Consider the following 11,361-nt stretch of genomic DNA (forward strand, 5'->3'; position numbering starts at 1 on the left):
GCGCCGTTAAGGAATCGGTGGCATGGGGATGTCATCGCTACGCTTGGCGTTAGCGGTCATCTCCCGACACAGTCGCAGGAACTCGCGCACACCGGTGGTGAGGTACTTGTGGCGGTGCCAGATAAAGGTGAACTGGCGTTTAAGATCCAACTCCGGTGTGGGTAGCGGAACCAGGCTGCCTCGCCGGAAGGCATCGCGCAGCGCCAGGCGGGAGACACAACCGATCCCCATCCCCGACTCCACCGCCCGCTTGATGCCCTCGGTATGCTCAAGCTCCAGCAGCGTGTTGAAGCGACTGCGTCGGTGGCGAGCGGCGTGCTCCAGGGTCACCCGCGTCCCTGACCCCTCCTCGCGCATGATCCAGTCCTCCCGCATCAACTGTTCAAGCTCCAGGTGGGTCTTGCCCGCCAGGGGATGGCGCGGCGAACAGAAGACACACAGCTCGTCCTCGACCCACGGCTGGCTGATGATCATATCGTCATCACACGGCCCTTCGATCAACCCCAAATCCAGCGAGTGCTGACGGACGCCCTCGATAATATGCCGTGTATTGCGCACTGCCAGACGCACGCGGCTACCGGGATAACGCTGCATAAAATCGCTGATCAAAAGCGTTGCCAGATAATTGCCGATGGTCAGGGTAGCGCCAACATCCAGCGATCCCACCCCTTGCTGACCACGCAGTAATTCCTCCACCTCTTCGGCACGGTCCAAAAGCGCCACTGCCTTGGGCAGCAGTTGGAAGCCAAGGGCATTGAGCTTGAGGCGCTTGCCCACGCGATCGAGCAGTTGGCAGTCGAACTGGCGCTCCAGCTCGGCAAGTGCCGTACTGGTCGCCGACTGGGACATGGCAAGCGCGCGGGCCGCATGCGACACGCTTTCGTGTTGGGCAACCGCAACAAAGACTTCCAACTGACGCAGGGTATAGTGCATGGGGTCTGACCTTTCACCAAGACGCTATATCTATTTTAAAGATAAGCGTTATCAAGATTATTTACTTAACAGATATACCATCCTTTGCTTAGACTTGCTGGCAACTTGATATCTATTTTTTATTCTTTTTTTGAATATTCGTGGCGTTGATGGCGTCACCGACGGAGGAAATGGCATGAGTAAGTTCGCCCTGGAAGATGTCCTCAGCGTTCACCACTGGAACGACACCCTATTCAGCTTCCGCACCACCCGGGAACGCAGCCTGCGCTTCAAGACCGGCCAATTCGTCATGATTGGCCTGGAAGTCGACGGCAAACCGTTGATGCGCGCTTACTCGATTGCCAGCCCCAACTACGAAGACCACCTCGAGTTCTTCAGCATCAAAGTCCCCGACGGCCCGCTTACGTCGCGCTTACAGCACCTGCAGGTCGGCGATCAGATCATGGTCAGCCGCAAGCCGACCGGCACGCTGGTCACCGACGACCTGCTGCCCGGCCGCAACCTCTACATGCTGTCCACCGGTACCGGCCTCGCGCCCTTCCTGAGCCTGATTCAGGATCCGGAAGTCTATGAGCGGTTCGAGAAAGTCGTGCTGGTTCACGGCGTCCGCGAAGTCTCCGAGCTGGCCTATGCCGACTTTATCACCAAGGAGCTGCCCGCCCACGAGTACCTGGGTGAGGAAATCGCCGAGAAGCTGGTCTACTACCCGACCGTTACCCGTGAAGAGTTCCACACCATGGGCCGCCTGACCGACCACATCCGCACCGGCAAACTGTTCGAAGACACAGGGCTTCCGCCCATCGACCCGCGCCAGGACCGTGCAATGATTTGTGGCAGCCCGGCCATGCTCGACGACACCAGCGCGCTACTCGACGAACTGGGCCTGAACATCTCGCCACGCATGGGTGAGCCGGGCGACTACGTCATCGAACGGGCTTTTGTCGAAAAGTAACGCTCTCAACGAGTCACTCTTTCAACGAGTCACTTCCTCAACAAGTAGCTCTCTCAGCGACAACTCGCCCAATAAAAACCCCCGCCACTCGGTGCGTAACAGCATCGCTTGGCGGGGGTTTCGTGTTCTGGCGCGCGGGTCGTTATACCGCGTCTTTACCGGTCTCGCCGGTACGGATACGAATCACTTGCTCAAGCGGCATGACGAAAATCTTGCCATCGCCGATTTTGCCGGTATTCGCTACCTGGGTGATCGCCTCGATGACCTGCTCGACCATGTCGTCGTCAACCGCCACTTCGAGCTTCACTTTGGGTAGAAAATCAACCACATATTCAGCACCGCGGTATAACTCGGTGTGGCCCTTCTGACGACCAAAACCTTTGACTTCGGTGACGGTAATGCCCTGTACGCCAATGTCGGAGAGCGATTCGCGCACGTCATCAAGCTTGAATGGCTTGATAATGGCAGAGATTAGTTTCATTGCGAGATCCTCTAGCTGGGTAGCCATGATAATGAAAGATAACAAGCCTAGCGCCCTGCTCGCTATCCGTTACCTATCAGCATACACCGCTACCGGCGCAGAATAAAAAAAGCCTCCCCGTGAAGGGAGGCTAGTAACGAGCACTCGGGCTCTTCTGGTTGGCACCCAATAAGGTTTGGGCGCCGACCCGTTATTTTTTAATACCGAACTCAGGGTAGGCTTCAAGACCGCACTCGGCGATATCGACGCCTTCGTACTCATCTTCTTCGCTGACGCGAATACCCATGATGGCTTTCAGGATCAGCCATACGATCAGGCTGGCAATGAAGACCCAGGCGAAGATACCCAAGATACCGATAAGCTGCGGGCCGAAAGAGGCGCCATCATTGTTCAACGGCACAGCCAGCACGCCCCAGATACCCACCACACCGTGAACGGAGATGGCACCGACTGGATCGTCCAGTTTCAGCTTATCCAGCGTGACGATGGCAGCCACCACGATCAGACCACCGATCGCACCGATAATCGTCGCACCCAGTGCCGAAGGCGACAGCGGGTCGGCAGTAATTGCCACCAGGCCAGCCAGCGCGCCGTTGAGCGCCATGGTGAGGTCCGCTTTACGGAACCACAGCTTGGCAAGAATCAGGGCGGCAATCACACCACCGGCAGCCGCGGCGTTGGTATTCACGAACACCTGGGCGACGTTATTGGCGGAATCAACCGCGGCCAGTTTCAATTCAGAGCCACCGTTAAAGCCGAACCAGCCCATCCACAGAATGAAGGTACCCAGCGTCGCCAGCGGCATGTTGGCACCCGGAATCGCGTGGATAGAACCATCTTTGCCGTACTTGCCCTTACGCGGACCCAGCACGATAACGCCTGCCAACGCGGCTGCGGCACCGGCAAGGTGTACAATGCCCGAACCGGCGTAGTCAGAGTAGCCAACTTCGGCCAACCAGCCGCCGCCCCAGGTCCAGTAGCCAGATACCGGATAGATCACGGCAGTCATGACGACAGCAAATGCCAGGAAGGCCCACAATTTCATGCGTTCAGCGACCGCACCCGAGACGATCGACATTGCGGTTGCGACAAAGACGACCTGGAAGAAGAAGTCGGAACGCATGGAATAGTAAGGTGCGTCATCGCCACCGGCGGTGACCGCATCCACGCTGTTCTCAGCGCCGATCAGGAAGCCCAGGTTGGGCAGGAAGCCACCGGCGTTGCCGGAGTACATGATGTAGTAGCCCACCAGCAGGTACATGGTGCAGGCAATCGCAAACAGCGCGATATTCTTGGTGAGAATTTCAGCGGTGTTCTTGGAACGCACCAGGCCAGCTTCCAGCATGGAGAAGCCAGCGGCCATCCACATGACCAGCACACCGCAGATCAGAAAGTAAAACGTATCGAGCGCGTAGCTCAGATCAGTCAACTCATTCATTGTAAGTTCCCCGTTGAACTAAAGAAATGACCCGTAAAGCCAGGTTTAAACGGCGTCCGCACCGCGCTCACCCGTCCGAATCCGAATAACGTCTTCAAGCGGCGTGACAAATACCTTGCCGTCGCCGATCTTGCCGCTGTTGGCCGCGCTGCAGATCGCATCGAGCACGCTTTCGAGGCGACCGTCGTCCACGGCGACCTCGACTTTTACCTTGGGCAAGAAATCGACCACGTATTCAGCGCCGCGATATAGCTCGGTATGGCCTTTTTGACGGCCGAAGCCTTTAACTTCGGTGACGGTAATGCCCTGAACACCGTTGTCGGCCAGTGCTTCGCGAACGTCGTCGAGCTTGAATGGCTTGATAATGGCGGTGATGAGTTTCATCCCGAATCTCCCCTGCTGGATTAAGGAGCGGCCGAGCCGCCCAAAAAAAGTGCCTGCTCCACTAATGCGCATACCGTGCCATCTGATTTTTTTTACTTATATTTCATTTATTTAAAGGCAATAGTGTGGGGCATACTGGCGACTCACCGCCCGCCATACACGCTAACAAGCCGGGTATTGCACCAAAATTGCTCAAAGGCAAAACGCAAACGCCCCACCGTAGGGCATCAGCCAGCGGCACAAATTAGCCCAAGAAGCATGCGAATCCCGCCTGGGTTGCGTATCCTGATGATCAGATAGCTGTATCGAGACATTGACCGTTAGGAGAAAGCCATGGCGCCTCAAGACCATATTAGCCGACTCGCCCAGCAAATCGGCGACCGCTTGCAGAACGCTTCCCAAGCGCCTGAAGATATCCAGAAAGGGGTTCATCAGGTGGTGCGGGGGGCCTTTGACCGCCTGGAACTGGTGTCCCGGGAGGACTTCGATATTTTGATGGACGTATTGCAGCGCACCCGCTCACGGGTAGAAGCGCTGGAACGCCAGGTCGCCAGCCTCGAAGCCGCCGTGGACGCCCAGGCAGCCGATGCCTCGACGCCCGTCGAAGCCGAGGCACCGCCGCTACCCGCAGAGCCCCAGGCGGATTCCGATAACGTCGACACCAAGGAAGATCAAGACGAATCCAAATCGCAATGATGAATGCGAATAGATATCATTGATTATTATTGTGCACATGGTAACGTAATTCGCATTCAATGATGCAGGCAATGCATCAATGCCCCATTTTGATGCATTGCCGAATTTCACCGTTACGTGATGCACGCATGACCACCGCCACCTTCGGCCCTCAAGTCAGTCAACCGCTTTATGAGCTAACACCGGGGACGCTTGCCCAGCTAGGCCAGCGTTTCGGTATTGACTATCGCGTTCGCAATGCATCTGCCGGGGCGAGCGTCGCCACCGGCAGCGTTCGCGACGTTGCCCTGCCTCAAGCAATGCACTTGACGCTTTCCGATCTATGCGTGAACTGCGCCTATAGCTCAGCCTCTCGCCAGACAGTGCCCTGGTTTATCAGCGTGGTACTCGAGGGGCACATCACCGCCCGCCTGGGGGATCAACGCCTGGAACTCAAGGCAGGCGACGGCATGTGCGTCCATTTCACTGCCGAGCAGCCGCTGACCGTTTTTCAGCCGGCTCAGGCAAGGCTGCACACAGTGAACCTGGCAGTGCTCGCCACCACCAACTTGGACCTGCCATCGACGCCCCCAACGCCGGGCTTATACCCTTGGCGCTTGTCGGACGCCTTTACGCAGATGTTACGCCATACCACCGCCGAACCACTGGCCGACTGGCGCCAGCCACTGATCTGGCAAGGCCTGGCCCTGCAACTGCTGGGTGAAGGGTTACCCCAATGTGCGCGGCAAGACCCAGCTCAGGCGCAGCCGATTATACCGGCCCGCGACGAGGCGCGTTTAGCCGCCCTCCATACCCGGTTGGCGTCCCATCCCGAGCACGCCTACTGCCTCAGCGACCTGGCAAGAGAAGTGGCGATGAGTCCAAGCAGCCTGCGCCAGAAATTTCGTGCCCGCTATGGCTGCTCAATTTTTGAGCATCTACGCCAATGCCGACTGGCCAAAGCCTATCAGGCTCTTCAACGTGGGATGAGTGTTCAGCAAGCCGCCCACACCTGTGGCTATCGTCACGCCACCAATTTCGCCACGGCGTTTCGTCGCCGCTTTGGCATCGCACCCCATGACGTCATTTCACAGCGCGCCCCCAGATGAATTTGGCATTGCGCATAGCCAATTTGGCAGATTGCATACCTACTTCCTGCACTAAAAAGTAACAATTCTCATTACTAAAACTATCAAGGGATCGTTACCATGCCAATTTCAGCTTGCCACTTCCGCCCATCGCTGCTGGTCATTGCCGTGGCCATCGCCAGCGGCGTGCCTTTTGCAGCCGCTCAGGAAGCCCAGCGCGACAAACTGGGCACGGTGACCGTTACCGCTCAGCAGGCGGCCACCAAGGTGGAAACGCCGTCGATCGAAACGCCCCAGAGCGTGTCCACCATTACCCGCGAGGATATGGACAATCGTGGCGTTAGCACGGTACAGCGTGCCACCGACTACACGCCCGGGGTCTATAGCAACCAGATCGGCGCGTCCAACCGCTTCGACTACCTGGTGCTGCGAGGCTTCTCCGACGGCAGCTTGAGCAACACCTTTCTTGACGGCCTGAAACTCATCGGCGATACCAACTCGCATAGTTCCCTGCGCGTCGACCCGTGGTTTCTGGACAGCATTGAAGTCGTCAAGGGCCCCGCCTCGGTACTCTACGGCCAGGCCTCGCCAGGGGGAGTGGTGGCACTTAACAGCAAGCGCCCCGAGTTCCAGTCCGGCGGCGAGCTACGCTTCCGCGTGGGTAACAACAACCAGCGCAGCGCCGCCTTTGACCTGACCGGCCCACTCGGGGAAGAACAGCGCGTGGCCTATCGACTGGTGGGCATTGCCAGCGCCGCCGATACCCAGTTTGGTCCGACAGAGGAGGAACGCTACGCCATTGCACCGTCGCTCACCTGGGATATCAGCGACGCCACCAGCCTGACCCTGGACGCCTACCTGCAGGACGAACCCGAGGGCGGCTACCACTCCGGCGTGCCTTACGAAGGCGCCGTGGTCCCGCGCAACGGACGCAAGATAAGCAATAACTTCTTTGACGGCGAGGAAGATTATGAGGCCTATGAGCGGACCCAACGCATGGTGGGCTACGCCTTCGAGCATCGTTTCAATGACGACTGGACCGCGCGCCAGCAGCTGCGCTACCTCAATTCGGATGTCACCCTGAACCAGGTCTATGGCTTTGGCTGGACGTCACCCACCTCCAATGAACTGGCCCGCTACTACTCCGGCAGCGACGAATCGCTCGACGCCTGGACGGTGGATAACCAGCTTGAAGCCAACCTCAACGATGGCTTTATGGACCACACCGTGCTGGTCGGGGTCGACTATCAGCAGCGCGACAACGACGTCAGCTGGCCGTCAGGGGCATTTCCGTCGCTCGATGCCTTTGATCCAGAATACGGCGCCGACCCCACGGCGATGTATGCGCCCATCAACGAGCGTCACGAACTGGAACAGACCGGCGTCTACCTTCAAGACCTGATCGCGCTGGATAACTGGCGCTTCACCCTGGGCGGGCGCTACGACTGGGTCGACATCGACAATACCAACCAGGATACCGGCCAAACGAGCACCCTCGACGACACCCAGTTCAGCGGCCGGGCCGGGGCGGTCTATCTGTTCGAAAACGGCGTCGCGCCTTACCTGAGTTACTCGACGGCCTTCACCCCCACCAGCTTTGTGGATGCCAACAGTGATCTGCTGGCCCCCATGGAAGGCGAACAGTGGGAAACCGGGGTGAAATACCAGCCCAACGACAGCGCCAGCCAGTACAGTGCCGCCCTGTTTCACATCAGCCAGGAAAACGTGGCCACCAAGGAACAGCCTACCGACCCTTACCGCGCGGTGGGCGAGATCGAGTCCCAGGGCATCGAGCTTGAAGCGCGCACCCAGCTCACCGAGGCGCTGTCCTTGCAGGCCGGGTACAGTTTCACCGACATCACCTACGCCAAGAGCGACGACGGCAACGAGGGCAATGACGCGATCTATTCGCCGCGCCACCAGGTTCAGCTGTGGGCGCAATATGCGTTTAACGACGGCTGGCTGAGCGGCGCCGACATCGGCGCAGGCGTTCGCCACTACGCCGACATTGCGGCTGACCGTGCCAATACGGAAACGGTACCGGATTACACCCTGGTGGACGCCACGCTCGGCTACGATCTTGGCGAGGTAGGCATGCAAGGCGTCGAGACTCGCCTCAACGTCAGCAACCTGCTGGATGAAGAGTACGTCGCCTCGTGTAACTCACTGGAGTACTGCTACTTCGGCGCCGAACGCGGCATTACCGCCAGCGTGCACTACCGGTTTTAATGTCGGCGTTTTAAGTTCAGCAGCTTTAAATTCGCCGCGTCGGCACCGCGCCCAGGCACTCGCCTGGGTGTTTTGTTTGCAAACAATAAATATTATCGTTTAAATACAGCCCTTATTTTCTATTGATGCCGTCATCATGCGTTGTTCCGCTGTGTCTTCTTTGATCACTCGTATTGGCTTGCTGACTGTGTGCCTACTCGGCGGTTTTCCCGTCCAGGCGCAGCTGGCGACTATCGACTGGACGGTGGCTGAAACCTTGATTGCCCTGGACGCCCCCATTGTTGGAGGTGCCCAGAAACAGGCCTACCATGAATGGGTGGGTGAGCCACGGCTGCCCGACGAAGCCGCCGATCTGGGCCTGCGCAGCCAGCCCAACATGGAGCTGCTGGCAAAGATGCAGCCCGAGCGGACCCTGATATCCCCCATGTTTGCCGGGTTAACGCCGCGTTTGGAGCGCATCGCCCCCGTCACCTCCGTCGAGCTTTACACGCCCGGCAGCGACACCTGGCAAGAAATGCAAAGCATCACCGAGCAGATAGGCGAACTGGCGGACCGCGCACCTCAAGCGTCGCAACTGATCAAGCAGACGCATTCACTGATGGCCCGGCTGCGTGACGAACGACCCGACACGGCGCCGCTATTGATGATCCAGTTTATGGATGCCCGCCACGTGCGCGTGTTCGGTGATAACAGCCTCTATAACGCGGTACTGGAGCAGCTTGCTCTGCCCAATGCCTGGGATCAGGCGACCAACGCCTGGGGCTTTTCGCTGGTCGGCGTTGAAGAGCTCGCTCGCTACCCGGATGCCACTCTGGTGATCGTCGACCCGTTGCCTACTGGCGTCGAGGCGCAACTCGCGGAAAGCGGCCTGTGGCAGCAGCTACCCAGCGTCAAGAACGACCGCCTTTTGCGTCTGCCACCCGTGTGGAGCTTTGGCGCACTGCCCTCGGCGCAGCGCTTCGCCAAAGAACTGGTCGCCGCGTTGGAAGACGCGCCCCAGGAAGCGCTAAGCCCGAAGTGATGGCGGCCTATGCCGTACCGCGCATCTGGCTACTCACCCTCTGATAAATACGGTAGGTTAATCAGCATACGGTAATTAACAACCAGCGAGGGAACGCGCATGACGCTTGCCATTGTGGCGACACGGGCCGGGGTCGGCCTGGACGCACCGGCAGTGCACGTGGAGGTGCACCTGGCCAACGGTTTGCCTGGCTTGACGTTAGTCGGCCTGCCGGAAACCGCCGTCAAAGAAAGCCGCGAACGGGTGCGTAGCGCCCTGGTCAACGCCGGTTTTGACTTTCCCAATACCCGGCGCATCACCTTAAACCTGGCCCCGGCCGATTTACCCAAAGAGGGCGGCCGCTTCGACCTGCCCATCGCGCTGGGCATTCTTGCCGCCTCCGGGCAGATTCCCGTCGACGCTTTGGAAGGCATGGAGTTTGCGGGCGAACTGGCGCTGGACGGCAAGCTGCGCGCGGTACCCGGTATCCTGCCCTTTGCCCTGGCCGCGCGGCGCGCCAAGAAGGCACTGATCATCCCCCGCGCCTGCGCCGATGAAGCCGCGCTGGCGGGAGATTTGCCGGTGCTACCCGCCGACACCCTATGGGATGTCGTCGCCCACCTGCTCGATCAGGAAAAAATCCCGCCCCATCAACTGCCCGCCTCGGTCAAAAGCCCGGCGCCAATGGCCGACCTGGCCGACGTGCGTGGCCAGCAACAGGCCCGGCGCGCCCTGGAAGTCGCCGCTGCTGGCGGCCATAATCTGCTTTTCGCGGGCCCACCAGGCACCGGCAAGACCATGCTCGCCAGTCGCCTGCCCGGTATTTTGCCGCCACTCTCGGAAGAAGATGCGCTGGCCGTGGCGGCGGTGCGTTCGGTGTGCGGGCTGCCGCTGGAAGCCGACTGGGGCCAGCGACCCTTCAGACAACCCCACCACAGCTCCAGCGCCGCGGCACTGGTGGGCGGCGGCTCAAAACCCAAACCCGGCGAAATCTCGCTGGCCCACCATGGCGTGCTGTTCCTGGATGAACTGCCGGAATTTTCCCGAAGCGTACTGGAAGTTTTAAGACAACCGCTGGAAACCGGCGAAATTCACCTCGCCCGCGCCAGCCACGAGCGCCGTTACCCGGCGCAATTTCAGCTGGTGGCAGCAATGAACCCCTGCCCCTGCGGGCATCTCGGCGATCCGCGCAACCGCTGCCAGTGCACCGCCAGCCAGATCCAGCGCTATCAGAACAGGCTATCAGGCCCGCTGCTCGACCGCATCGACCTGCAGGTAGAAGTCCCGGCACTGCCACCGGAGCAGCTCACCGCGCAAACCCAGGGCGAATCATCCGAAGCCGTGCGTCAGCGCGTCATGGCCGCCCGGGAACGGCAAATGGCAAGAGGTGCGCTCAACAGCCAACTCAGCGGCAAGGCGCTGGAGACGGCCTGCGCCCTTAATGATGAAGAGCGCGCCTGGCTGGCGGGGGTGCTGGAAAAACTCAAGCTCTCTGCCCGCGCTTACCACCGCGTGCTGCGCGTCGCACTTACCCTCGCCGACCTGCAGGGTGAACCCAAGCCCACCCAGCCCCACTTAATCGAAGCCATCGGCTACCGGCAGTTGGATCGGATGTTGAAGGGGGCTTAGTATTAAGATTGCCGGATAGCACTAAGGAACCAGGAGGTCGAAATGGCCAAACTACCTAATATCCATCCCGGCGAAATTCTCTATGAGGACTTCATGCAGCCAATGGGATTAAGCAAGAATGCCTTAGCCCGGCAGATGGACGCCCCGGCCACCCGGATCGGGGAAATCACCTTGGGTCGCCGCGCGATTACCGCAGACACCGATCTGCGCCTGGCACGCATTCTTGGCACCAGCGAGGGTTACTGGCTGCGCCTGCAAAACGCCTATGATCTGGAAGAAGCCCGCCGCCACCAGGTAGCCTGACGGTGGGTTTGCGCGAGGCACTCCACCAAGCGCTGGCAGAACGCATCCAGCTTGTTCACCGTGGCATCATCCTTGAGCGTACCGACACACCGCCCACCTGGAGGAGCCCGGCGCTGAGGCCGTCAGCCTATGCCGAGCAACTGGTGGTAAAACACGATTAAAGTTACTGCTACTGCAGTGGGGTGACGTCGCCCGGACGTAGATCTTTGGAACCAGAGATATCAATGACACTGACCCCTTTGGTCCGAA

At 59.4% G+C, this 11,361-nt stretch carries 12 protein-coding genes; 8 read left to right on the forward strand and 4 right to left on the reverse strand.

Translation table 11 applies throughout. The annotated features are described in order from the left end of the window. Window positions 1-6 precede the first annotated feature (6 nt). Window positions 7-933, reverse strand: coding sequence for a LysR family transcriptional regulator (locus IT895_RS17880; protein WP_085919458.1), 927 nt, complete (start codon window positions 931-933; stop codon window positions 7-9). Window positions 934-1,108: 175 nt separating this feature from the next. On the opposite strand from IT895_RS17880, the gene IT895_RS17885 reads away from it, so the two are divergent. Further along, on the forward strand, window positions 1,109-1,885 hold the full coding sequence (locus IT895_RS17885) for a ferredoxin--NADP reductase (protein WP_199284231.1): 777 nt from the start codon (window positions 1,109-1,111) through the stop codon (window positions 1,883-1,885). A 142-nt stretch (window positions 1,886-2,027) separates the two neighbouring features. On the opposite strand, the gene glnK is transcribed toward IT895_RS17885, so the two are convergent. The 3 genes from glnK to IT895_RS17900 form a co-directional block, all read right to left on the reverse strand. Beyond that, window positions 2,028-2,366 carry a P-II family nitrogen regulator gene (gene glnK, locus IT895_RS17890; protein WP_066320813.1) on the reverse strand — a complete coding sequence of 113 codons (339 nt, stop codon included), beginning with the start codon at window positions 2,364-2,366 and terminating at the stop codon, window positions 2,028-2,030. 190 nt (window positions 2,367-2,556) lie between these two features. Beyond that, window positions 2,557-3,804: an ammonium transporter gene (locus tag IT895_RS17895; RefSeq protein WP_085919460.1), complete on the reverse strand. Its 1,248-nt coding sequence runs from the start codon at window positions 3,802-3,804 to the stop codon at window positions 2,557-2,559. Window positions 3,805-3,849: 45 nt separating this feature from the next. Continuing rightward, window positions 3,850-4,188 (reverse strand): P-II family nitrogen regulator, encoded by a 339-nt coding sequence (locus tag IT895_RS17900; protein WP_027337181.1) that lies wholly within the window; start codon window positions 4,186-4,188, stop codon window positions 3,850-3,852. 333 nt (window positions 4,189-4,521) lie between these two features. On the opposite strand from IT895_RS17900, the gene IT895_RS17905 reads away from it, so the two are divergent. From IT895_RS17905 to IT895_RS17935, 7 genes are all read left to right on the forward strand, one after another. After that, entirely contained in the window at window positions 4,522-4,884 is a 363-nt protein-coding gene (locus IT895_RS17905) for an accessory factor UbiK family protein (protein ID WP_199284232.1), read from the forward strand. 128 nt (window positions 4,885-5,012) lie between these two features. Beyond that, window positions 5,013-5,972, forward strand: a complete 960-nt coding sequence (locus IT895_RS17910; RefSeq protein ID WP_199284233.1) for an AraC family transcriptional regulator — start codon at window positions 5,013-5,015, stop codon at window positions 5,970-5,972. Window positions 5,973-6,071: 99 nt separating this feature from the next. Next, window positions 6,072-8,180, forward strand: coding sequence for a TonB-dependent siderophore receptor (locus tag IT895_RS17915; protein ID WP_199284234.1), 2,109 nt, complete (start codon window positions 6,072-6,074; stop codon window positions 8,178-8,180). A 136-nt stretch (window positions 8,181-8,316) separates the two neighbouring features. Continuing rightward, on the forward strand, window positions 8,317-9,201 hold the full coding sequence (locus IT895_RS17920) for an ABC transporter substrate-binding protein (protein WP_199284235.1): 885 nt from the start codon (window positions 8,317-8,319) through the stop codon (window positions 9,199-9,201). Between the two features lie 99 nt (window positions 9,202-9,300). Continuing rightward, window positions 9,301-10,809: a YifB family Mg chelatase-like AAA ATPase gene (locus IT895_RS17925; RefSeq protein ID WP_199284236.1), complete on the forward strand. Its 1,509-nt coding sequence runs from the start codon at window positions 9,301-9,303 to the stop codon at window positions 10,807-10,809. A 42-nt stretch (window positions 10,810-10,851) separates the two neighbouring features. Then, complete coding sequence (locus IT895_RS17930; protein ID WP_199284237.1) at window positions 10,852-11,112, forward strand: HigA family addiction module antitoxin; 261 nt, start codon at window positions 10,852-10,854, stop codon at window positions 11,110-11,112. Between the two features lie 2 nt (window positions 11,113-11,114). Beyond that, window positions 11,115-11,273, forward strand: a complete 159-nt coding sequence (locus IT895_RS17935) for a hypothetical protein (RefSeq protein ID WP_199284238.1) — start codon at window positions 11,115-11,117, stop codon at window positions 11,271-11,273. Window positions 11,274-11,361 lie beyond the last annotated feature (88 nt).

The organism is Halomonas sp. A40-4 (assembly GCF_015767635.1).
In the GTDB taxonomy this organism is placed as follows: Bacteria; Pseudomonadota; Gammaproteobacteria; order Pseudomonadales; family Halomonadaceae; genus Vreelandella; species Vreelandella janggokensis.

Coding starts and splice junctions, on each gene's coding strand:
- IT895_RS17885 (WP_199284231.1), top strand. CDS start 1,109: ATGAGTAAGTTCGCCCTGGAAGATGTCCTCAGCGTTCACCACTGGAAC.
- IT895_RS17900 (WP_027337181.1), bottom strand. CDS start 4,188: ATGAAACTCATCACCGCCATTATCAAGCCATTCAAGCTCGACGACGTT.
- IT895_RS17915 (WP_199284234.1), top strand. CDS start 6,072: ATGCCAATTTCAGCTTGCCACTTCCGCCCATCGCTGCTGGTCATTGCC.
- IT895_RS17930 (WP_199284237.1), top strand. CDS start 10,852: ATGGCCAAACTACCTAATATCCATCCCGGCGAAATTCTCTATGAGGAC.
- glnK (WP_066320813.1), bottom strand. CDS start 2,366: ATGAAACTAATCTCTGCCATTATCAAGCCATTCAAGCTTGATGACGTG.
- IT895_RS17920 (WP_199284235.1), top strand. CDS start 8,317: ATGCGTTGTTCCGCTGTGTCTTCTTTGATCACTCGTATTGGCTTGCTG.
- IT895_RS17910 (WP_199284233.1), top strand. CDS start 5,013: ATGACCACCGCCACCTTCGGCCCTCAAGTCAGTCAACCGCTTTATGAG.
- IT895_RS17895 (WP_085919460.1), bottom strand. CDS start 3,804: ATGAATGAGTTGACTGATCTGAGCTACGCGCTCGATACGTTTTACTTT.
- IT895_RS17925 (WP_199284236.1), top strand. CDS start 9,301: ATGACGCTTGCCATTGTGGCGACACGGGCCGGGGTCGGCCTGGACGCA.
- IT895_RS17905 (WP_199284232.1), top strand. CDS start 4,522: ATGGCGCCTCAAGACCATATTAGCCGACTCGCCCAGCAAATCGGCGAC.
- IT895_RS17880 (WP_085919458.1), bottom strand. CDS start 933: ATGCACTATACCCTGCGTCAGTTGGAAGTCTTTGTTGCGGTTGCCCAA.